Origin of the sequence: Butyrivibrio sp. FC2001 (assembly GCF_000424125.1) — a bacterium.
Taxonomy (GTDB): domain Bacteria; phylum Bacillota; class Clostridia; order Lachnospirales; family Lachnospiraceae; genus Butyrivibrio.
This window is the reverse complement of the sequence record NZ_AUJH01000004.1, coordinates 119,591-142,577: the sequence shown is the minus strand read 5'-3', so window position 1 is coordinate 142,577 and position 22,987 is coordinate 119,591. Positions and strand designations below refer to the sequence as shown.

Annotated in this window: 18 protein-coding genes; 11 read left to right on the top strand and 7 right to left on the bottom strand. The window is 38.4% G+C overall.

What is annotated here, in order from left to right; translation table 11 throughout:
- The first annotated feature begins 31 nt into the window (after nt 1–31).
- Nucleotides 32–1,783, top strand: a complete 1,752-nt coding sequence (locus tag G601_RS0102520) for a carbon starvation CstA family protein (RefSeq protein WP_026664384.1) — start codon at nt 32–34, stop codon at nt 1,781–1,783.
- An 83-nt stretch (nt 1,784–1,866) separates the two neighbouring features.
- On the opposite strand, the gene G601_RS0102515 is transcribed toward G601_RS0102520, so the two are convergent.
- Complete coding sequence (locus tag G601_RS0102515; protein ID WP_026492554.1) at nt 1,867–2,112, bottom strand: TIGR03905 family TSCPD domain-containing protein; 246 nt, start codon at nt 2,110–2,112, stop codon at nt 1,867–1,869.
- A 212-nt stretch (nt 2,113–2,324) separates the two neighbouring features.
- Between G601_RS0102515 and G601_RS0102510 the strand changes: the two genes are divergently transcribed.
- From G601_RS0102510 to G601_RS0102500, 3 genes are read left to right on the top strand one after another with little or no spacing between them, the layout of a single operon-like run.
- Entirely contained in the window at nt 2,325–2,564 is a 240-nt protein-coding gene (locus G601_RS0102510; RefSeq protein ID WP_035786605.1) for a hypothetical protein, read from the top strand.
- A 25-nt stretch (nt 2,565–2,589) separates the two neighbouring features.
- Nucleotides 2,590–4,062, top strand: a complete 1,473-nt coding sequence (locus G601_RS0102505; protein WP_081673349.1) for an alpha-L-fucosidase — start codon at nt 2,590–2,592, stop codon at nt 4,060–4,062.
- 44 nt (nt 4,063–4,106) lie between these two features.
- Entirely contained in the window at nt 4,107–4,907 is an 801-nt protein-coding gene (locus tag G601_RS0102500; protein WP_051205499.1) for an alpha/beta hydrolase, read from the top strand.
- A gap of 8 nt (nt 4,908–4,915) precedes the next feature.
- Here the strand turns inward: G601_RS0102500 and G601_RS0102495 are convergent, their stop codons facing one another.
- The gene (locus G601_RS0102495) at nt 4,916–5,560 is read right to left on the bottom strand and encodes a phosphatase PAP2 family protein (RefSeq protein ID WP_026664381.1); all 645 of its coding nucleotides are present in this window, start codon (nt 5,558–5,560) and stop codon (nt 4,916–4,918) included.
- 33 nt (nt 5,561–5,593) lie between these two features.
- Nucleotides 5,594–6,874: an FIST signal transduction protein gene (locus tag G601_RS0102490; protein ID WP_026492549.1), complete on the bottom strand. Its 1,281-nt coding sequence runs from the start codon at nt 6,872–6,874 to the stop codon at nt 5,594–5,596.
- Between the two features lie 208 nt (nt 6,875–7,082).
- Between G601_RS0102490 and G601_RS0102485 the strand changes: the two genes are divergently transcribed.
- Both G601_RS0102485 and G601_RS0102480 read left to right on the top strand, forming a co-directional pair.
- A complete protein-coding gene (locus G601_RS0102485) occupies nt 7,083–9,527 on the top strand; it encodes a ribonucleoside triphosphate reductase (RefSeq protein WP_026664380.1) in 2,445 nt (814 codons plus the stop codon).
- 98 nt (nt 9,528–9,625) lie between these two features.
- Nucleotides 9,626–10,135 (top strand): helix-turn-helix domain-containing protein, encoded by a 510-nt coding sequence (locus G601_RS0102480; protein ID WP_026664379.1) that lies wholly within the window; start codon nt 9,626–9,628, stop codon nt 10,133–10,135.
- Between the two features lie 83 nt (nt 10,136–10,218).
- Here the strand turns inward: G601_RS0102480 and G601_RS0102475 are convergent, their stop codons facing one another.
- Nucleotides 10,219–11,895, bottom strand: a complete 1,677-nt coding sequence (locus G601_RS0102475) for a M3 family oligoendopeptidase (RefSeq protein WP_026664378.1) — start codon at nt 11,893–11,895, stop codon at nt 10,219–10,221.
- 255 nt (nt 11,896–12,150) lie between these two features.
- Between G601_RS0102475 and G601_RS0102470 the strand changes: the two genes are divergently transcribed.
- Entirely contained in the window at nt 12,151–13,455 is a 1,305-nt protein-coding gene (locus tag G601_RS0102470; RefSeq protein WP_026664377.1) for an ABC transporter substrate-binding protein, read from the top strand.
- A 13-nt stretch (nt 13,456–13,468) separates the two neighbouring features.
- Complete coding sequence (locus G601_RS0102465) at nt 13,469–15,256, top strand: methyl-accepting chemotaxis protein (protein WP_026664376.1); 1,788 nt, start codon at nt 13,469–13,471, stop codon at nt 15,254–15,256.
- Nucleotides 15,257–15,340: 84 nt separating this feature from the next.
- Here G601_RS0102465 and G601_RS0102460 read toward each other — a convergent pair whose 3' ends face one another.
- From G601_RS0102460 to G601_RS0102450, 3 genes are all read right to left on the bottom strand, one after another.
- Nucleotides 15,341–16,207 (bottom strand): methylenetetrahydrofolate reductase, encoded by an 867-nt coding sequence (locus G601_RS0102460; protein WP_051205497.1) that lies wholly within the window; start codon nt 16,205–16,207, stop codon nt 15,341–15,343.
- A 255-nt stretch (nt 16,208–16,462) separates the two neighbouring features.
- Nucleotides 16,463–16,825 (bottom strand): response regulator, encoded by a 363-nt coding sequence (locus G601_RS0102455; RefSeq protein WP_022761203.1) that lies wholly within the window; start codon nt 16,823–16,825, stop codon nt 16,463–16,465.
- A gap of 279 nt (nt 16,826–17,104) precedes the next feature.
- Nucleotides 17,105–17,452 carry a hydrogenase maturation nickel metallochaperone HypA/HybF gene (locus G601_RS0102450; protein WP_035790220.1) on the bottom strand — a complete coding sequence of 116 codons (348 nt, stop codon included), beginning with the start codon at nt 17,450–17,452 and terminating at the stop codon, nt 17,105–17,107.
- A 1,838-nt stretch (nt 17,453–19,290) separates the two neighbouring features.
- Here G601_RS0102450 and G601_RS0102445 point away from each other — a divergent pair.
- The 3 genes from G601_RS0102445 (at nt 19,291) to G601_RS0102435 (ending at nt 22,932) form a co-directional block, all read left to right on the top strand.
- Nucleotides 19,291–20,079, top strand: a complete 789-nt coding sequence (locus G601_RS0102445; RefSeq protein WP_026664373.1) for a ParA family protein — start codon at nt 19,291–19,293, stop codon at nt 20,077–20,079.
- The gene (locus tag G601_RS0102440; protein ID WP_026664372.1) at nt 20,076–20,783 is read left to right on the top strand and encodes a hypothetical protein; all 708 of its coding nucleotides are present in this window, start codon (nt 20,076–20,078) and stop codon (nt 20,781–20,783) included. Before G601_RS0102445 ends, G601_RS0102440 begins: the two co-directional genes overlap by 4 nt.
- Before the next feature lie 919 nt (nt 20,784–21,702).
- Nucleotides 21,703–22,932: a replication initiation protein gene (locus G601_RS0102435; RefSeq protein ID WP_026492539.1), complete on the top strand. Its 1,230-nt coding sequence runs from the start codon at nt 21,703–21,705 to the stop codon at nt 22,930–22,932.
- The last annotated feature ends 55 nt before the right edge of the window (nt 22,933–22,987 follow it).

Genomic DNA, 22,987 nt, shown 5'->3' with positions numbered 1-22,987 from the left:
TACCCTATGGGGAAAAAAGGAGGAGAAAAGTATGAATGCAGCATTATTACTTATTGTAAGTATTGCAATCCTTGCTGCCGGATATGTTTTCTATGGCGGCTGGCTTGCAAAGCAGTGGGGAATCGATCCCAGCAGAAAGACTCCCGCTCACGAATTAGAGGACGGTATGGACTATGTTCCTGCAAAGACACCTGTCCTTATGGGTCACCATTTTTCATCTATCGCTGGTGCTGGCCCTATTAACGGACCTATCCAGGCCGCAGTATTCGGTTGGGTACCGGTACTTCTTTGGGTTCTTATTGGAGGTATTTTCTTTGGAGGCGTGCATGATTTTGGCGCACTTTTTGCTTCCCTTCGTCACAAGGGACAGTCAATCGGCGAAATCATAGACGATTCCATGGGAAGAACAGCTAAGAAGCTTTTCCTTACCTTCGGTTATCTTACACTGCTTCTGGTAGTAGCTGCTTTTAGTTCAATTGTTGCAAGTACATTTGGTACAACTACTGCTGCAGGTGTTGCTGTAGAAGGTGCTACACTGGCTGCAAACGAGTCTACAGCTATGATTTCACTTCTTTTCATAGCGCTTGCTATTATTTTTGGTTATTTTGTTTATAGAAAGAATGCAAATATTGCACTGGCATCTGTACTTGGTTGTGCAGGCATTGCTGCTATCGTAGCAATCGGTCTTAACTTCCATCCCGTTGCTCTTTCTTACAACACATGGATGTGGGTACTTGGTGCATATATCCTTGTGGCTTCAGTTACTCCTGTATGGATTCTTCTGCAGCCCAGAGATTATCTCAGCTCATTCCTGCTTTATTTCATGATCGCTGCAGGTGTTATTGCAGTAATCGGTGCAGTTGTAACAGGTAATGGACAGTTCGCTGTACCAGCAATGGGAGATGCTTCACTTAAGGGAACAGGCGTATTTACAACAGGCACAGCCTTCCCTGCATTGTTTGTCACAATAGCTTGTGGTGCTATTTCAGGCTTCCACTCACTTGTTTCATCAGGAACAACAGCTAAGCAGCTTGATAACGAGAAAAATGCCCGTCCTGTTGCTTACGGTTCAATGCTTATCGAGTGTATTGTTGCTGTTATCTCACTTTGTGCAATCGGTTTTGTATGGTCAGCAGCTTCAGACGGAACTTATGCAAGTCCTACACAGGTATTTGCAGGCGGCCTTTCAGCTATGATCGGAAGCTTCGCTCCCTCTGTACAGAACACAATGTATCAAATGCTTATCCTTGCTGTTTCAGTATTCTGCCTTACATCACTTGATACAGCTACACGTCTTGCAAGATACATGTTCCAGGAGTTTTTCCTTGAGCAGGGTCAGACAGCAAAGGATGCAACAGGTTACAAGAAGGTTCTCGCTAATCCTTACGTAGCAACAGCAATCACAGTTGTTCTCGGTGTAAGCCTTGGTATGACAGGTTACACCAAGATCTGGCCTCTCTTCGGTGCTGCAAACCAGCTCCTCGCTGCTGTAGGTCTCATCGCTGTTTGCACATGGCTTGGCGCAGTTGGTAAGAACAACAAGATGTTCTATATTCCCATGGTATTCATGCTTGTAGTAACCATCTGCTCACTGTTCCAGACAATCACAGCTAAGCTTAACGCTTACACATCAGGTGCTGCCGATGTATGGGCACTTATCCAGGCTGGTATTGCTATTCTGCTTGTAGTATTATCACTTGTTTTATCAGCTATTGCAGCTAAGGTTCTTGTTAATCAGTACAAGGAAAACAAGAAAAAAGCTACCAAAGAAGATGCAGCTTAATTCAAGCTTCATTATAGCCATTAAAAAAGGTCCGATACTGTTAACAGTATCGGACCTCACTTTTTATCAGCGTTTATAAAATATCAAGCATTTTGCATAGCCTGCTCGATCGCATATGATAACTGATCGGGACATGATGTGTTCTTAAAGCCGCATTTTATTCCTCTAAGCTTACTGATAGCGTCCTCAGCCTTCATTCCTTCAACAAGTCTTGAAACCCCCTGAAGATTACCGTTACAGCCATTTGTAAACGCCACGCTCTTTATAATTCCATCCTCAACCTCAATATCTATCTGTGTTGAGCAGGTGCCCTTTGTCTTGTAAATCATTGTGTATACTCTCCTATCCCTGATATTTCTCAGGTATTCCACGTATTTATGTTTCAGAGACATAGTATACCACATAAAATCAGATTGTATAATAGTTGTTAATGTACAAAATCCGCCGGATTTTTACTGTACAAGTATAGTTATTACCCTTGTAAATGAAGGAATATAGGGTAAAATAAAGCGATAGCATTTTTAAAGGAGATAAATATACTATGAACATTAATCCTATGGCCATTATGGCACTTCAGCAGAAATTAGGCACCTTTAAGCAGGAGCACCCCCGTGTTCTTCCCTTTTTAGGCGCAGTTAAGGATAGCGCTATGGATATAGGCACTATCATCGATATGAAGGTCACAACTACAGATGGTGTTGAGAAGCAGTGCAATATAAAAATCACTCAGAATGATATAGACATCTTCCAGACTCTTATGAATATAAATAACGCACAGTAAAATTGACTTTTTGGGGAGAATCGGTATGAAAAACTATGACATGACAGAAAAACTTGCAGCTATTGATAAAGTTATTAGCAATGGTCCTTACGCTGACACATGGGAGTCCCTGTCAGCCTACAATGTTCCGAAGTGGTACAACGGTATGCGCTTTGGAATCTTCATTCACTACGGTGTATTTGCGGTTCCCGCTTATGATAACGAGTGGTATTCACGCAACATGTATGAAAAGGACTCTGTAGCCTACAAGCACCACATCGAAACCTATGGAAAGCACACAGATTTTGGCTATAAGGATTTCATTCCTATGTTTAAAGCCGAGAATTTTGACCCGGACAAGTGGGTGCACAGCTTCAAGGATGCAGGTGCACAATATGTTGTGCCGGTCGCAGAGCATCACGACGGTTTTCAGATGTATGATTCCGATTTATCCTCATTTAATGCCAAGGATATGGGTCCTCACAGGGATATACTCGGCAGCCTGAAGAAAAGCTGCGAGGATGAAGGCCTTATTTTCGGTACATCTTCCCACAGAATTGAGCATTTCTTCTTCCAGAGCGGCGGAAGGGAATTTGAGAGCGATATAACAGGTGAATTCCACAGAGGAGACCTCTATTGGCCTTCCATAAAGGGTCCCAGGGACTTTGATGCAATTGATGGTGAATGTGTTCCCACAGAGGAATTCATGCAGGATTGGCTCGTCAGAACCTGTGAGATCATAGATAAATATCAGCCTAATATTCTTTACTTTGACTGGTGGATCCAGCGCGTGGAGCTTAAGCCCTATTTGAGAAAACTTCTTGCATATTTCTACAACCGTGCTGCATCCTGGGGCAAGGAGGTTGTAGTCAATTACAAGCACGATGCAATACCTTTTGGCATTGCTGTACCGGATATTGAACGTGGTCAGCTTGCGGCTCAGAAGCCTTACCGCTGGCAGAGTGATACCGCTATGTGCTTTAACTCCTGGTGCTACACCGAGCAGAATAAGTACAAGGAAGCAAAAGATATCCTCTGTGATCTTATAGATATCATATCCAAGAATGGTACAATGCTTTTGAACATAGGTCCCAAGGCAGATGGTACCTTCTCTGATGAAGAAACCGCTATCCTTAAGGAGATCGGATCCTGGCTTAAGACCAATCATGAGGCTGTTTTTGACGCAGCACCCTATCGCACCTACGGTGAGGGTAATGTATCCATCGTTGAAGGAGCCTTCCAGGATGGTAATGTAAAGGCATTTTCATCCGAGGATTTCCGTTTTCTTGCAGGAAACGGCCATATATACGTAATAGCAATGCGTCCCTCCAAGAACGGTAATTATGCTGTTAAATCCTTCGCAAAAAAACAGGGGTTATTTAATAGCCCCATCGCAGAAATAGTGCGTCTTGGGGATAATTCACCCTTAGAATTTACTCACGATGGTGATGCACTCCGCATTAAATGTAACAGCTCAGATTCAGATGATCTTCCTGTGGTATTCAGGCTCAGCATCTAAAAGTGTGCTATACTGACAAAAAACAATGAAGAAGGCACCGGATTTTGAAGAAATTTAAGAAGTTTTTAAAATGGCTGATAATACTTATAGTTGCTATTGTAGTAATCTCCGTGGTGGGCTTTAAAATATACACCGGCAGTTACTACAGAGCAGATATCGGTATTATCGATAATATTGAAAAGCTCCTATCGGGTGAAGTTATGTCCTTTTCAGACAAAAACTGTACAGTTTTTATCCCTGCTAAGCAGGAACGAAAGGCTGTAATCGTTTTTTATCCCGGGGGAAAGGTTGAATATACTTCTTACAACGGGCTTATGTACGAGCTTGCTGCAAGGGGATATGTATGTCTTTTGACCAGAATGCCGGAAAATCTTGCTGTTCTTAACATAAATGCCGTGGACAAGCTGACATCAAAATATCCTGAGTTCACTAAAGAAGCTGAGCATCTGGACTGGTATCTTGCAGGTCATTCCCTTGGCGGCGTGGCCGCCAGCGTACACCTTGAAAAGACCTTATCTTCAGCAAAAAGCGGCGAAAATTCAACAATCCCGTCTGAATATAAGGGAATCATTCTCTGTGCCTCATATCCGTCTGTAGATTTTTCCGACGCAGATATTCGTCTTCTTTCGATTTACGGATCAAATGACGGGGTTTTGGACATGAAACAGTATGAAGCCTGCAAAAAGCTCTGGCCTGAGAATTCTGAAGAATATGTAATCCAGGGCGGAATACATTCATTTTTTGGAAGCTATGGAATCCAGGATAAGGACGGAAAGCCCCAGATAACCAACTTTGAACAAATAACCCAGACAGCAGATATAATTGCCAACTGGGTTAGTCATTAAAATTTCTATTATTTTTTAAGGATACCTGAGAACGCGGAAAGCAGAGCAATACTGATGAATATTCCACCCATAATGTCGGTGAACCAGTGAACTCCGCAGATCAGTCTTCCCAATACAGTAATAACCATAATTATTGCACAAGCGACTTGTAGGATAGATGCAAGTCGTTTGTTTTTTATGTACTGGTTTAACACCATTATTGTGCTACCCATAACAACACAGATAAGCATTGTGTGTGATGATGGGAAGGAAGCCTCAGGCTCTAAAGAATCATACATTATCATCGGTCTGTAATTTATTATTACCTTCTCGAACAAAGCATAGAGCCCAAGCACTACTGCATATAAGCAGCCCAATTTGATTATTGTAGCATCAACCTTAAAAACACTTTTTCTCTGCACAAGCTGGATAAGACCTACCAGTGCAAATATTGCACAAACAAGTAATGCAAGTATTCCGAACACCTCAGTTATTGTATACCAGATGATATTTACTCCAAAAAAGTCGTGAACGCCGCCGTTTATATGCGAAAAACCAATGGATGTATCCATGGGTCCTATCTGTGCAACATCATAGGTTTTGACCAGGATGATCAACAACACTGTAAGTATGGCAAAAATGCCTGAAACAACAAAACTTTTCTTATTATTCATAACTTTGTACTTCTCCTATCTAAATTAACAGCATTAACGATCGCTGTTGGCTTCTCTTAGTTCAGCAGCCGTAACGTTTATGAAGTTCGCAAGTCTTCTGACCATGGATATCTGTCCATGAATCTTCTGCTCCTCGGGAACCTCTATCGCCTTATCTCCTATTCCGGTGGGCTGAGAAAGCGCCTGTCCGCCCTCTCTCATACCAATGGCAATAAGAGTCACATGATGCTCTATTATATAGTCGCCCATATTCATGATCTCACCGCTTGAGTAGAAACCGCTCACCGGCGCGATAAAGCTAAAAGGCCCAGTTTCTTTATTTATAAGATATTTCCAATACAGTCTTCTGACTCCGCAGGAATAAAGAAACACCGCCTGAGGCGCGAAGCTTCTGACATTCCAGACCAGATCCTCCACGTCTGACTTTATCACATCAGGATCACCGTATGAGAGGTTCACGGTTGTACCCTGTCTGATATTTGCCGCAAGATTGATGGAATCATCCTTTGTATCACAGGAAAACGGCAGTCTCAAAACATCATAACCGTGCTGCTTTGACAACAGCGGGAATTCAAGCATGTTTGCAAAGAAATTCTCATCTGCCTGAATATCAAGATATTTACTGTAAATTTTGCCTGCAGGAACACCATCAAGCTCATACAGCTTCTTTCCTACAATTTTTGTAACCTCAAGGTCTTTACCAAGAGGCTTCCAGCCGGTAGCGTGATGTACATCTACATGCAGATCGTCTCCCGCATAAGTAATAAGTACTACTCCGGAGCTACATATTTTATCTCTATCAATAACTTTTGTTTCTGTATTTTCTATTTCACAGCCTGCACTTCCGGCTCCAAAGATTTTGATTTTTTTCTCGAGCTTTTCAACTTCATCCAATATAGCAGTAGAATTAATGGATTTTAAAGTAAGCAATATCTCCGCAGCACAGACCTTATCCGTAGTATCAATTGTGCGCCTTATCCGGGCTCCAATCTCGCTCTCTTCCCCCGGCTTGCACTCAAACAGATACGCCTTTACATCGGAAGTATCAAAAACGGAAACTGCCATTACAAGGCCGTCTTCTGCCAGATGACCATCGCAAATATCACCATTTGAGCTGGTTCCTGCTATTGCTGCCTTGGGATACATCTCCAGGATCTCGCTCTGAACGGCTTTGATATCCTCATCATTAAACTTCATAGTATACAGATGGAAAAGAATTGCGCTGTATGGCTGTCTCTGAGTATAAGCATAAATATCTGTCAGAGCCTTTTGCACATCTGTTACTGCTGTTAATTCAAAATTAAACTGTTTCAATAATATTCCCTCATTAGCATATTTTTACAACATTTTAATAATATATCAAAACAAGTATCTATTAAATAGGCAATTTTCAATTCCCGATATATAGGAGCAAAATACTATATCTAGTATTTTATATGATACCCCTATCTATATATTGACCACCAATATGTTCTGTGATAACTTATAGATATGGGTGTATAAGTTTTATGGGGGTATTCTTATGTATGAAGTTGTAAAACGTGATGGCAGTATCGCCAAGTTCGACATTTCCAAAATTTCTTCAGCTATAATCAAAGCTTTTGTGGCATTAGAGAAGCCCTATCACACAAGTGTGATAGATTTAGTTGCTCTGCGTGTTGCATCTGACTTTGAGAGTAAGATCTCTGACGACAAAATAACAGTCGAGCAGATTCAGGATAGCGTGGAGAAGGTGCTTTCAGAGTCTGGCTACTCTGATGTTGCAAAAACCTATATCTTGTATAGAAAACAGCGAGAGAAGGTTCGTAACGTTAATTCTGCACTTCTTAACTATAAGGATCTTGTCAATGATTACCTGAAAATAAACGACTGGCGTGTAAAGGAGAACTCTACCGTTACATATTCTATCGGTGGTCTTATTCTCTCCAATTCCGGCGCTATAACTGCCAATTACTGGCTTTCAGAGGTTTATGACGATGAGATCGCCAAGGCTCACAGAAGCGCAGCTCTGCATATCCACGATCTTGCCATGCTTTCAGGCTATTGTGCAGGATGGAGTCTTAAGCAGCTGATCCAGGAAGGTCTCGGCGGTATTCCGGGTAAAATAACATCTGCTCCGGCTAATCACCTCTCTACTCTTTGCAATCAGATGGTCAATTTCCTTGGCATCATGCAGAATGAGTGGGCAGGCGCACAGGCCTTTTCTTCCTTTGATACCTATCTTGCTCCTTTTGTTAAGATAGACAATCTGTCACAGGATGAAGTGAAGCAGTGCATACAGTCCTTTGTATACGGCGTTAACACGCCCAGCAGATGGGGAACTCAGGCTCCCTTCTCTAATATTACTCTTGATTGGACAGTTCCCAATGACCTTAAGAATCTCAATGCCATCGTAGGCGGCAAAGAGGTTGATTTCACATACGGTGATTGTCAGCATGAGATGGATATGGTAAACAAGGCCTTCATCGAGATTATGATCGAAGGTGATGCTAACGGCAGAGGTTTCCAGTATCCTATACCCACATATTCAATAACTAGTGATTTTGATTGGAGCGAGACAGAGAACAACAAGCTTCTCTTTGAGATGACCGCAAAGTACGGCACTCCTTACTTCTCAAACTATATCAATTCTGACATGGAACCCAGCGATGTTCGCTCCATGTGCTGCAGACTTCGTCTTGATCTTAGAGAACTCCGCAAAAAATCCGGTGGATTCTTCGGTTCAGGTGAGTCAACAGGTTCTATCGGCGTAGTAACTATTAATATGCCCAGAATTGCATACCAGGCGAAGGATCTGCAGGATTTCTACAACCGTCTTGATCACCTTATGGATATTGCTGCACGAAGCCTTAATACCAAGAGACAGGTTATCAGCAAGCTCCTTGATCAGGGTCTGTATCCTTATACAAAGAGATACCTCGGATCCTTTAGCAACCACTTTTCAACAATCGGTCTTATCGGCATGAACGAGGTTGGTCTTAACGCAAACTGGCTCCGTGCTGATATGACAGATATAAAGGTTCAGGAGTTTACCAAGGAAGTGCTTACACACATGAGAGACCGTCTCTCTGATTATCAGGAGCAGTACGGTGATCTCTATAACCTTGAGGCTACACCTGCTGAATCAACAACATATCGTTTTGCTAAGCATGACAAAGAGCTTTATCCCGATATAATAACAGCCAATATGGATGGAACGCCCTATTATACTAACTCTTCACACCTTCCTGTTGGTTATACTGAGGACATTTTCTCAGCTCTTGATATCCAGGATGAGCTTCAGACATTATATACATCCGGAACTGTATTCCATGCATTCCTTGGAGAGAAGCTTCCTGATTGGAAGGCTGCAGCTAATCTTGTTCGCAAGATCGCGCAGAACTACAAACTTCCTTATTACACCATGTCTCCTACCTATTCAGTTTGTAAGGAACATGGATATCTTGCAGGTGAGCAGGCTGTTTGTCCTCACTGCGGCAAGAAAACCGAGGTTTATAGCCGTATAACAGGCTATTATCGTCCTGTAGCTAACTGGAACGACGGAAAAGCTCAGGAATACAAGGATAGAAAGGTTTATGACATCGCTCATTCAACCTTAAACCACAAGCGCGGCATTGGTAACCCTACAGGCGAGCCGGTTCAGTCTCCTACCATGGAAACAGTTGTTAAAACCGCAGCCGAGCTTGAAAATAATTTAATAAAAGCAACCGATCATTCAGAAAAGTCTATTCTTTTATTCAAGACAGCAACCTGTCCTAATTGTCAGATCGCAGGAGCACTTTTGGATAAAGCAGGAATAAGCTATGAACTGATAGATGCTAATGAAAATGCAGATCTGGCTGAAAAATTCGGAATAATGCAGGCTCCTACATTGGTAGTTGCCAATAATGACAGTTTCGAAGCACATCCCGGCGTTTCCGATATCAAGGAATGGCTGAATTTAGCAAAAAATTCCGTTACTGCATAAAAAAATTCCAATAAACAGTAGGCATATCACATGATATTGTATTAGAATTATTCGCATCATAGTCTTATGGTATGCTTTAAAGTAACGGAGGAACACAAATGGGGAAGAAATCCATCAAAGAGAACAAGAATATTTATTTTGAAAGCCGAGAGGAGGCAGGATTAACAAGAGCTCAGGCCAGTGAACGTATAGGATTCATAAGCGAAAGCCGTCTTGAGAAAATCGAATCCGAAAAGACAGCTATTCAGCCAGAGGACGTAGTTGCTATGGCAGAGGCATACAAAAAGCCTGAATTATGCAATTTTTATTGCACACATGAATGCAGAATCGGTCAGGATTCCGTACCTGTTGCAAAGGAATCTACTTTATCTGAAATCGTACTTGCCATGCTGTCTTCACTTAACTCTCTTGACGAGCAGCGCAACAGACTGATCGACATCACTGCTGATGGAGTTATCTCTGATGATGAGCTTCCTGATTTTGTTAATATTCAGAAGCAGCTTGCTATGATAGACCAGACTGTAGAATCCCTTAAGATCTGGATGGCTAATACAGTTGCCAACGGTCAGATCAACAAAGAAAAGCTTGAATCACTTATGCAAAAATAATCATCAATATTTTCGCGTATTTCGCAAGAAAACAGGGATGCACATATAAAATGTGCATCCCATTATTATTGCCCTTATTTCGGTCAAATATTAACTTTTTCGGCCATGTCCTTTGCAAGGCTTTCAATAGTGCCATCTTTGAAGGGACTCTTAAGGCCAACCTCTGCCAGCATGTCCTCATAGAACTCGCTTGCAGATATTTTGCAAAGCTGTAAATAATGTTTCCATGCATCTTTGTAGTCCTTATCCATCCATACCTTGAACTGCATTGCAATAACGCTGGCAAGAACATAATCAATGTAATAGAAAGGACTCCAGAAAATGTGTCCCTGCTTCTGCCAGAAACCACCCTCGTCAAAGAACGGATCTCCATCAAAATCAAGCCAGGGTCTGTAGGTCTTCTCAAGCTCCTTCCATACCTGCTTTCTTTCAGTCGGTGTCATCTCAGGCTTCTCATATACAATATGCTGGAATTCATCGACCATACATCCATAAGGAATAAATGTTACTGAATCCTCAAGATGCATCTTAAAATAATCATCTGCTCTGTCACCGAAGAATTTGTCCATCCATCCGTATGTGAAGAATTCCATGGACATTGAATGAATCTCGGCTGTTTCCATTGTTATGTCATTGTGCTCGATTATTTCATCATCTTTAGTTACATACCCCTGGAAAGCATGTCCGCACTCATGGGTTACAACGTCGACATCTCCGCTTGTACCGTTGAAATTCGCAAAAATGAAAGGCACTTTATACTTTGGCAGGAAATCCATATATCCTCCCTGCTTTTTGTTCTTTCTTCCAAGAACATCAAAGAGCTCATTTTCCATCATAACATCGATAAACTCAGCAGTTTCGGGAGACAGCTCTCTATACATTGTCTGTCCGGCCTTCATGATTTCCTCAGGAGTGCCTATCGGTGCGGGATTTCCGTTCTTAAAATAAACCTCGTTATCATAATATTTCAGTTCATCAACACCTATTTCCTGGCGACGCTTTTCCTGAATCCTTGTTACAAAAGGAACAAATGACTCCTTTACCTGCTTTCTGAAGCTCTCAACCTCAGGCCTTCTGTATGAATTTCTAGTCATACGGTTGTAGCCAAGCTCGATATAATTGTCAAATCCCAGCTCCTTTGCCTGCTGTGTCCTGTTTTTGACCAGCTTGTCATAGATATCGTCAATTTCATCGGTTACAGACATAAAATAGTCTGAAAGAGCCTTCCAGGCACGTTTTCTTGTATCTCTGTCGTTACCTGTAAGGAATTTACGAAGAAGTGAGATATTGTACTCCTCTCCGTCAAAAGGAATTCTTGCTGAAGCTATGATATTGTCATATTTATTGATAAGCGCGTTTTCCTCCTGCATAAGAGGCAGTATCTTCTCATTAATTGATGCAAAGTTAAGCTCCATGTTTTTGAAAGCCACCTTGCCGATTTTCTCCTCAAGATATGACTTATAAGGAGAAGCGTACAGTACCTTCTGATAATCATTCTTGTACTGTTCTATTACAGGACTGATCTCATCCAAATACTCCTGCTCTTTTGCGTAGAATTCCTCTTTTGTATCCACATCATGGCGGAATGAGGCAATTCTCATGTTAGTATAGAGGTCATTGTTAAATTCATAGAATTTTTTATGAAGCTCAAACTGCTCCTCTCCACTTTTTGCATTTTTTGAATCCTCTATCAGCTTTTCAAAGAAGCTTTTTACTTCATCCATATCTATATGCTTATATGGCATTTCAGAAAATTTCATCGATTTTTCCCGTCCTTTCTCAAACAATCTGCCTTCCAATTATATTCTCTGAAATATGGTTTAACAATATATTTTTTATACATCATGATGACATGATATATTGATGTGTCGCCTTGTATTTTGCACAATTTTTCTTTTTTAGTCTATTATTTATCATTATTTTATACTTATTTAATCATATTCCTACGTACTTCCACATATAATTATAAATGGATAAATATCAAAACTATTGTGGAAAGGAAGGTTTTTAAAGGTATGCAAAAAAGGCGCTTTATTTCTTTAATAACGGTACTTGCGCTGATGCTTCTTACTTTTGGTTGTAATAAAGCAACAACAGAAAGTGTCGAAGAAACTGATGCCGGTACCACTGGTTCAATTACCCTGCTAAACATCAAGGGTGAGGTTACAAGCCAGATTGAAGCTCTCGCCAAGCAATATACGCAGGAAACCGGTGTCCCTGTAACTGTAGTAACCGTTCCTGCTGGTGTTGACGTACAGGCAACCATAAAAGGTTATTATCTTTCCGATCAGATGCCGGACATTATTGCCTGCGAGGCATCCGGATTTGGTAGCTGGGATGGACTTCTTGTAGATCTCAGCGATCAAAACTGGGCTACCAGAACAGATGCTGAGTATATCGATCCCACATATGGCACCTTAGGCTTCCCTTATACTACTGAGGCTATCGGCCTTGCATATAATGGAGATATCCTCGCCAAATGTGGCATAGATCCTGCCTCTATAACAAGTCCTTCCGCATTACAGAGCGCTTTCGAAACCATTGATGCTAAAAAAGACGAACTCGGACTGACAGCTGTTATAGGATACTGCGCAGAGCCCAATGATGTAGGCTGGTCTAGCGGAAACCATGTCTTTGGAACGTATCTCGATTCTGGTCTTGATCGCTCAGATACCAAATACATCGATATGTTGAATGATGGTGGAAAATTCGATGACGAAAGACTATCAGCCTTTGCTGACATGATCGAGCTATTCAATCAGTATTCAGATCCTGCTGTGCTTACAGAAAGCGCTTATGACGCTCAGGTAGCAGGCTTTGCATCAGGCAAATATGCTTTTGTTACACAGGGTTCCTGGATCGGTGCAACAATGACAGGCGCTGAAGCAGACGCTTATGCTGCAGCCGGCAATTTTGACGTAGGTATGCTTCCTTATTGCTTCATGGATGGTCAGGATACAATCCTTACAAGTGCTCCTTCCTGGTGGGCAATTCCCAAGGAAGGTAACGTCGAAGCCGCAAAGGCATTCCTGCAGTGGTGTTCAGAGGATACAGCACAGAAAATCCTTGTAGAAGATGCTGGATTTATCAGTCCATTTACTGATTGCAAATATGTAGCTACAGATCCCTTTGCTAAGGTTATTTCCAGTTATGTATCTTCCGGAAAAACCTCAAACTGGCACTGGCAGAGCATGCCTGAAGGCTTAGGACAAAAGGGTCTTTCCTTCGGATTCTACAAATTCGCAAGCGGTGAAATCGACAAAGCCGGATTTATTAACGAATTAAAATCAATCGCTTCCGATTGGTATTCAAAACTTTAAGGAGGTGACTAAATTGGCTAATAACACAAGTTATGAAAATCCAGGCAGTGCTGGTATTACCGTAAAAAAGGTTAATTCCATACTTTTTCAGATTATGACACTTAACCTTTTTATGCTCATTGCCTTCGTACTCGTTATGATGCTGGTTATGTCCTCGATGCAGAAAACGACAAATACCAGTATACAGATGTTTGACTCCATGATGAGCCTGACTCAGCATGAAGCGAACCTAAAATCCGATGTAATGTCACTGTATGACCAGACCACCGGATATATCGCAGCTGACGCTATAGAGACCAAGGAAGCTCTGCTTCCCCAGATTGAAGTAGCAAAGTCAACTATACAGGCTGATATCAATCAGTTAAATCAGGATTTTGCATCCTTTAATGACGAAGAAGCTACGGCTCAGCTTAAGGAAATATCAGACCAATATTCCAGACTTTCCGCACTTATTGATAATGCAATCTCACGCTGTGATTCAGGTGATCAGGCCGGCGCCTATACTACTCTTTTTGATAAGGCAGAAATCCAGAAGATCGCTATCTTCCATTCATCAAAGGCTCTGGATAACGCAATTACAAACGCTGCAAGCGACACAACCAATATGATGAATGAGCTTCTCAAATCAGGACGTGTCATTGTTATCCTTGGTATGGTAGCTATCCTCGTACTTATCATCATTAACTTCCTGATAAGCTATAACAACATCGTTAAGAAGATCAGAAGTATCAGTGATGAGGTTAATGAGATCATTTCCAATATTGAAAAGGGACAGGGAGATCTTACTGCAAGAATCAAGACAAAGACTAAATCTGAGCTCCTATTCATAACATCTGGTATCAATCATTTCATTGAGACATTGCAGGGAATTATGCGTGATGTCAAGAATGGTTCTATTATTCTTACATCCTCATCCGAAGAAGTTGTATCACAGCTACGGTTGGCAGATGACAACGTAACAAACACTTCTGCAGCTCTTCAGGAGCTCTCTGCAAATATGGAGACACTGGCTGACACAGTATCCTCTATTAACGGAAAAGTTGATGATGTTAAATCTGCAGCTCAGGCCATTACTGATGAAGCCTCTAACGGTACTACTACCGCCCTTTCAATCAAGGAAGAAGCAAATACCTTAAAGGATCGTGTAACCCACAAAAAGGCCGATGCCGGTAATCAGATGGCTACATTGTCCGATACACTTACCAAATCTGTTAAGGATTCCGAAAAGGTTGGACAGATCAACGAGCTTACCAATGTTATTCTTGATATCGCATCACAGACCAATCTTCTTGCTCTTAATGCATCAATCGAGGCTGCAAGAGCAGGTGAAGCAGGAAAAGGCTTCGCAGTCGTTGCTACTGAGATCAGCGCCCTTGCTGACAACAGTAGAAAAACAGCTGGTACGATTCAGGAGATCAGTAATGAGGTTACTGAGGCCGTTAATGCACTTGCCAAAAACGCTCAGGATGCCCTTGATTTCATCAATGGTACAGTTCTTGGTGATTATGATGAATTCGTTGATACAGGCGAAAAATACGAGCATACAGCCGATTTAATGGACGATATGCTTAATTCCTTCACCGAGAAGGCTGATCACCTAAACGATATCATGCAGGAAATGGTTGAATCCATTCAGATGATCACTACATCAATCCAGGAGAGTTCTACAGCAATTTCAATGTCTGCTGAGAGTTCTACCGAGATTGTAGGTGGTATTAAAAAGATATCAATTGCTATTGATAAGAATACAGATGTTACCGAACAACTCAGTGAAACCACTGAAAGATTCACTTCTCTTTGATTATTAAAATATAATTATATATATTCTTATCAAAATAACCCGTCGCGAAAGCGACGGGTTATTTGTTTTTATATTTTTACGGTTTTATTTTACTGCATCTATCAGTTCTTTTGCCAATTCAGGCTTATTCATTATATAAAAATGAATACCCTCAGCTCCTTTTTCTTTTAGATCCATTGCCTGTCTTATAGCATAATCTATGCCATATTTACGCATTTCCTCCGGATTATCTCCGTGTTTTGATATTATAGAGGATAATTCCTCAGGAACCGTCGTTCCGGATAACGTAACTGTTGTACCTAATTGTTTTGCACTCGTAACAGGCATTATTCCGGCCGAAATAGGCACTTTTCCCCCTAAACCATATAATTTATCCTTAAGACGATAAAAGTACTCATTTTCGAAGAATAATTGCGAAATAAGCACATCACAACCACTCTCAACCTTTATCTTTGTATTAAGAACATCTTCTTCCTCTGTAACAGCCTCCGGATGCTTATGAGGATAACACGCACCAAGCAGGGTGAAATCCATGCCTTTTTCCCTGATAAAGGCCGCCATATCGCTGGCATGAAGGAAATCTCTGGAATTAAACTGTTCGTCTGTCATAGCCTTTGGTCTGTCGCCTCTAAGCACCAGAATGTTATCTATTCCTATTTCCTTAAATTTATCCAGCCCTTCGATTAGTTTTTCTTTGCTGAATCCGACACTTGTTATGTGTGAAACAACTTCTAATCCTGCTTTATTTTTAGCATAATCTGCTATTTCTACGGCTTTTCCTGCATTGGATCCGCCTGCTCCGTAGGTTACACTTACAAAATCCGGTTTTATCTCTGATAAACGCTCCAGCTTTGCATATATGTTTGCAAACTCATCTTCCTTTTTAGGCGGATAAATCTCGCATGAAAGTACAGTTTTACCGCGATTGTAAAGCTCTTTTATGCTCCCCACTTCTTCGTCCTCCTTTTTCGTTTTTATGTATTATAACACGTGAAAGCTGCCAGGGGGCAGCCTGGCAGCTTTCTATATGGTTATCAAGCTTGCGATCCATCCTTTGATCACCGCAACGGGCCTAAAAAAAGGCATAAAAAACCTGTTTCCATGTCGTTTCCCTTCCATGGAAACAGGTTGCTTTCCGTTGCTAATAAATATATCGGTGCATCTGTTAAAAAATATTAGTGCAAATCGGTTGATTTATTTTATTATTTATCCAATCGCCTTCTTAACAGCTTCCAGAACACGATCTGCCTGGAACGGCTTAACGATAAAGTCTTTTGCACCAGCCTGAATTGATTCAATAACCATTGCCTGCTGACCCATGGCAGAGCACATAATACAACAAGCGTTAGGATCTGCAGCCTTAATACCCTTAAGAGCACCAATACCATCAAGCTCCGGCATGGTAATATCTAGAGTTACAAGATCAGGCTTAAGTTCGTTATACTTGTCGATTGCGATCTTTCCATTTTCGGCCTCACCGGCAATCTCATAACCACCCTTTGTCAGAATGTCTTTCAACATCATGCGCATAAAAGCGGCATCATCTGTAATAAGTACTCTCTTAGCCATTATGAACCTCCATATTTTTAATTCCGGACTTATATTTGCGCTCCGGTGTATCTCTCAAATTCAATTTCTATTTTATCATAAATTTATCAAAAAAAACCCTAAATCGTCGCTCAAACAATTAAAAAATGATAAAATTTCGTTCCGTTTCGAAATTATTTCTAAATTTCCTATGTATAATGACATCATCACATCATTATACATATTCATATTGTTGTATCGACAACTAGGATTGTACTTTTTGTATATAATTTATCGGTTTTTTTGTAATTATTTTTCAGATTATTCTTCGATTTCTATGCTTCTGATCTGGATTCCTTTTCCTTTTAAAAGCTTCCCTTTCCTTTCACTACATTTTGGACATCTGTATTTATTATTTTTATCCGGGTGATAAATTGTTTTACAGGCTTCACATTCAATTTCTACTTCAACTTCATTCGTTTCCAGTAAGGTATCCTTTAACTTTGTATCTTTCACCGCTTCTGGATAGTATTTGTGCAGATAATATGGTACTACTCCGCTCATTTCGCCAACATCCACTATTATCTTGTTTACACGATCTATTTTTTGTGTTTCCATTTCATGCACTACTGTATTAACAATATCTATAATATAACTCAATTCATGCAAAATTGTGTATTCTCCTCATATTGTACATATAATATAAACAATTGAAAATTGACCTTTATAGTCAATTATATACTTAACATTAAGTTGTTGTATTTAAACATAATGCGTGTTGTTCTATATTTATTTAAATCTATGGATTTCTTGGATAGATAGCATGTGCTATTTATTTATATTGACTATTTTAGTCTATATTATTTTATTTTATAATTTTATATATTTATTTTTTGTTAGATTATGATAATTATGCCGAATATCACATTCATAACGCCTGAAATAAATTAATTGTATGTGCATTACGTTAAATATCTGTTTATTTGAATATACCCCATATATATACAGACTATTATGAATATTCTATATATGAGCATTATATATTGAAATGTATATTTAAATGAAATAATTTTAGTTTTGCTTTTCTATGCAAATTCAGGCAAAAATCACGGATTTTTTTCAGGATTTTTTTTCGGATTTTATCCTGGATCCAGTCCTCTTTCAACCCTTACTCAATCATGAGTATCAATATGTAAAAGTACACATTTATATTATCATCTTTTTCAACTTTTATCAATATATTTTGCTCACTATACATAAATATATTTATATATTTTGCTCACTATACATAAATATATTTATATATTTTACCCTCATTTTATATAAATATTTTTATTCTATTTTATCATTACCTAATTATATTTATATATATTTATATCATATTCCTTTTATATTTATATATTTCGATATATTATTATTTTTCTATTTTTGTATTATATCATCATTATTATAATATATCTATTTATCACCTTATAATTACATCATCTATTTATATCATCATGTTATATTTATACTATGATGTTATACATAAGAATATCAATACATCATGACATCATGATATTCTTATGTATTTTCATCTTTATTATATACATCATGTCTTCATGTTATATTTATACTTATACATTTAAATATCACATCTTCAAAATATCGTGCTACTATGATACTTTATCAATTCGATGTTACTTTATACAATGACATCATTTTACATTTGTACACAAACATCAGCACCTCTAAATACACTTATGTCCACATATCATTATATATCATAATTATTGATTCTTTATGCCAGATCAGATAACATCATAATACAATTATATATTCACATCTACTTAATTCACACTCTATATATAGGCTTTTAAATTTATTAACCACAATATATAGCATATATAATGATGTCATGACATCATTATATATTAGTTGATAGTTGAAATTATATTAATATCCTTGTTCCAACTGGCGTAATTTATGATAGGAAATTTTATAGATTTTTCTATCATATCTTCAGTATAATTTATGAGATTATTATATTTATATATTTTTATATTATATTCATGTTTTATTAATATATTTATATATTGATGTATTTATATCATCGTGATGTATTGATGTTTCATTATATATACATCAACATAAATACATCATGCTGTTATGATATAATATATCATGCTGTATTAGTATCAATACATTAATGATGTATATATATCGTTTATTATTTATATTTTGATTACATTATCTCTTTGTATTTTATTATCTATATATCATTATTACTTTATATTTTATTATTTAGATACATTTATATTATGTTATTCTAATATATATGTATCTGATTATATTATTATATCTATACAATAATATATTGATATTAGATTACATTAATATAGTATTATCACTATACATATATATTCATATATCATGAAACTCTTATATCAATGTATAAAAATCTTTACACATCGAAACATCAATGATAATATAAATAAGAAATAACACGGAAAAAATGGGAGGAAAAAATGAAGACAATCGCATTTTGCAACCAAAAGGGTGGCGTTGCAAAAACAACATCAACTTATGCATTAGCGTCCGGTTTAGCAAAAAAGAAGTATTCTGTGCTTATGATTGACTCAGATCCACAGGAAAACCTTAGCCAGGCCGCAGGAATCGATTTATACAATATACCGGCAGCAACCTTATCAGATGTATTTAAGACAGAAAAAGGTGAGCCTGGAGCTGATATAAATGAAGCAATAATACCTATTAGTGACCATATTGACCTTATTATCGGTGGAATTGAGTTTACATCAGCAGATCTTGATTATTCTGGCGTTACATCCAGAGAATTTATGCTGAAAAGAGCACTCAAAAAGCTGAAAAAAAGCTATGATTTTTGCATAATTGATTGCAGCCCTACATTAGCTTTAATTACACAAAATGTACTTGCAATCACAGATAAGATAGTTGTTCCTATGACACCTGAAGCTTTTGCTACAAACGGTGCAAATATGCTGTTTTCATGGATTTCAGTTATGTCAGAGCGTTTAAATAACCCTGATCTTGATGTAGCAGGTATTCTGGTCACAAATTGCAGAAATACCAATAATGCTAACATTTGGCTTGAAGGTATTGAAATGCTCGCAAAAGAGTATGAAATTAAGGTTTATGACACAAAAATACATCAGAATGTAGCTGTAGAAGAGTCGCAGACCTTAAACCAGTCATTATTTGATTATGCTCCAAATGCACGTGCAACTAAGGATTATGAAGCATTTGTAAAGGAATTTTTGAAAGGAGAGTCCAAATGAAGAAGGATCTGAAAACCGCAATGGCAAAAAATTTCCAGAAAATGGTTAATGAGCAGCCTACGCAGGACACACCTAGTAAAAAATCCGAAACAGTGACAGCAAAAAAAGAAGAGAAGAAAGCTGCAACACCAGAGCCTGAGAAGGTTAAAGAGGTTACGCCTGTTATGAATGAACCCGTTGAAGTAGTTCCTGAACCGGTTCCTCCGGTACAGGTTCAAGCAACAGTAGAGGTTCCTCAGCAGCCTGTTCAACAGCCTATTCCTCAGCCTGTAGTACAGCCAGTTCAACAGCCCGTTGTTCAGCAGATTCCTGAGCCTGTTGCACCAGTTCAGCCTCAGCCTATGCCAGTACAGCAGCCTGTTCCTATATATGTTCAGACACCTGTTCAGCCTGTAGCTCCTACTTATGTTGAAACTCCTGTAGTTAATCCTACAGTTCAGACAAATATATCACCTGTTTTTGATGAACCTCAGACATTTTCAAAGGTTTCATCAAAGAAATCTATTCCTCTTGTTCCAGAAGAAAAGAGTAGTGGAGTATTACATATCCGTTTAGGTGAACTTAGATCCTACGTTGATTTTATGACTCAGTCAGGTAAGATATCTTATCAGCAATATATCAGTAATCTTATTGAACAGGATTATGAGAAAAATAAAGATTTATATCTTAAATATAAGTCTTTCATGGAACAGTTAAATATGTAACAACACTTTGTTGTAACAATATATTAATTAACAACAAATTTCTTATTAATTAGGACTCTCAGAGAAGCAGTAAATAAGCGCTTCCTGGGAGTTTTTTATATAGTTTAATGGGAGAAGAATGATAGAAAAAGGGTCCATGTTTGTTAGAAATATGGATAAAGATGATAGATATAAGGGGCGTATTTTGCGATATTTTTTTAGGTATAAAGTATAAGTTAGTAGTTTTTAGGGAAAATCGAGCAATTTTATTAGTAGTTTTTGGGATGGTAAATAAGAAATAGGGTTTTTTATCGTAGTTTTTGGGTAGATATAATACGGACAGTACCAGATACAGAGCCATTGAGCAGTAGATGGTATATTTCAGGTAGAAAAAAGGGTAATATCCATCCTTTATTAGTAGTTAAAGGGGTTATATATAGCTTTATTAGTAGTTATTGGGGATGTTTTTGAATAACATAGTAGTTTTTAGGGATAATAATACGTAAAATACATTAGAAAAGACGATATTAGGGAAAAAATACGAATTCTTATTGACCGGAAAAAGATTAATAATGGCGTACTTAGTAGCAAATGGGTACATAAATAAACTTTATTAGTAGTTTTAAGGTATAATTTGAGTGTTTCTTAGTAGTAATTAGGTATATAAATATATAATTTAGTAGTAAAAAGGTACGTAAAAAAAAAATACTTGTTTGGTCAATTTAGCCGCTGACCGTATCAGTCAACTTAATTATCGCCAAATAGTTTTAATAACAAACAATATCACGTAAGTTATTAGTTAAGGGGTATATAATAGATGTAATTAGGTATAACTTTAATAAAATGAGGGATTTTTGTTTACAGTGTGCTATAATAGCACTATAATAAATTAGTACTAAAAAGGTATGAAAATAGACCTTATGGGGTAAAGGAGGTTGTTTTGGGGAGAAAATCCAAAAAACAGATAGAAGAAGAAACAACTGCTATCGAAAGCTTTTTATCTAATCAACATTACAAAAAAGCAAATACACTTATAAATTCTAAAGGTAGATCTACACTTCTAGTCCAGAAGCTCTTCGCAGTAAGTATTGCAAAGGCAGAGCTTAATCCGGGCGATAACACATTAGAAGCTAATATATATGGAACAGATCTTAAGAAAATCTTTGGTGTAAAGGGTGGCTCCTTTTATGAGCATATCAAATCAGCCATAGAACCGGCTAAATCCAAGCCATCCATATTGGATTGGAGAATTATCTATTCTAATGATGATACCAAGGAAATTGAGGCTATAAATGTTATTACAGACGCTTCTTTTAAGAATGGAGTCCTCAATGTAAGGTATAATAGTAAGATTACTCCGTACCTGGCTAATTTGCAGAACAATTACACGGTATTGAGCCTTGCGGAAGCAGTTCAGCTTAATAGTGTTTATTCCTTCAGACTTTATGAGATTTTGAAGGCTGAGATGGATAAACAGAGGGCTATAACCAAGAAGGAAGGCCCATATTACATACAATATCACCTTACAGACTTAAAGCTCCGCCTGGGAATCATTGACTCACAGGCAGATCCTGCTATTATAAGTGCACTTAAGAAGGGTAATCCTGATTATGATGCTATTGAGAGACAGGCCGATAAGTCAGACGGAGCCGGTAAACTTAAGACCTTTGGTAACTTTAAGAAGTTCGCATTGGATAAAGCTCAGAAAGAATTAAATGAGACCACAAGCATCTGGTTTGATTATGAACCGGTTAAAGCCGGAAGAGGTGGGAAGGTAGTAAGCATCAGGTTTAAGATAGATGTTAACCCTAAGATAAAGAATAAAAATAACACCTATAATGATTTAAATCTCAAGGATAGAAAGGTAAATCCTGCTGAAGAGCTTGAGTATATGGATCAGGTTCAGGATATTATCGATGAGAGAGTTAAGCCCTCTGAGATAAGATCAATATTGAAGGCTGCTGATTATAATATAGATAAGATAAAACAGGCTTATGATTTATACAGCAGACAGAGCAATCAGGTTGAGAATTTTGTTGGTTGGATGATATCAGCGATAAGAAATAACTATACTACAGCCGGTTATTCAGCTAAACCCATAGTTGGAGAGTATGTTCAGGGGTCCTTTTCATATGATGATATGGAATCTGAATTACTGGATAACTTCTAATTATCAGTATTAATTCATTAAGAAAAGCTCAAATTCCGATAAATCCTCGGAATTT

What these genes read in the sequence shown, in the direction of transcription:
- G601_RS0102520 (WP_026664384.1), top strand. Translation starts at nt 32, where the DNA reads ATGAATGCAGCATTATTACTTATTGTAAGTATTGCAATCCTTGCTGCC.
- G601_RS0102515 (WP_026492554.1), bottom strand. Translation starts at nt 2,112, where the DNA reads ATGATTTACAAGACAAAGGGCACCTGCTCAACACAGATAGATATTGAG.
- G601_RS0102510 (WP_035786605.1), top strand. Translation starts at nt 2,325, where the DNA reads ATGAACATTAATCCTATGGCCATTATGGCACTTCAGCAGAAATTAGGC.
- G601_RS0102505 (WP_081673349.1), top strand. Translation starts at nt 2,590, where the DNA reads ATGAAAAACTATGACATGACAGAAAAACTTGCAGCTATTGATAAAGTT.
- G601_RS0102495 (WP_026664381.1), bottom strand. Translation starts at nt 5,560, where the DNA reads ATGAATAATAAGAAAAGTTTTGTTGTTTCAGGCATTTTTGCCATACTT.
- G601_RS0102485 (WP_026664380.1), top strand. Translation starts at nt 7,083, where the DNA reads ATGTATGAAGTTGTAAAACGTGATGGCAGTATCGCCAAGTTCGACATT.
- G601_RS0102480 (WP_026664379.1), top strand. Translation starts at nt 9,626, where the DNA reads ATGGGGAAGAAATCCATCAAAGAGAACAAGAATATTTATTTTGAAAGC.
- G601_RS0102475 (WP_026664378.1), bottom strand. Translation starts at nt 11,895, where the DNA reads ATGAAATTTTCTGAAATGCCATATAAGCATATAGATATGGATGAAGTA.
- G601_RS0102470 (WP_026664377.1), top strand. Translation starts at nt 12,151, where the DNA reads ATGCAAAAAAGGCGCTTTATTTCTTTAATAACGGTACTTGCGCTGATG.
- G601_RS0102455 (WP_022761203.1), bottom strand. Translation starts at nt 16,825, where the DNA reads ATGGCTAAGAGAGTACTTATTACAGATGATGCCGCTTTTATGCGCATG.
- G601_RS0102445 (WP_026664373.1), top strand. Translation starts at nt 19,291, where the DNA reads ATGAAGACAATCGCATTTTGCAACCAAAAGGGTGGCGTTGCAAAAACA.
- G601_RS0102440 (WP_026664372.1), top strand. Translation starts at nt 20,076, where the DNA reads ATGAAGAAGGATCTGAAAACCGCAATGGCAAAAAATTTCCAGAAAATG.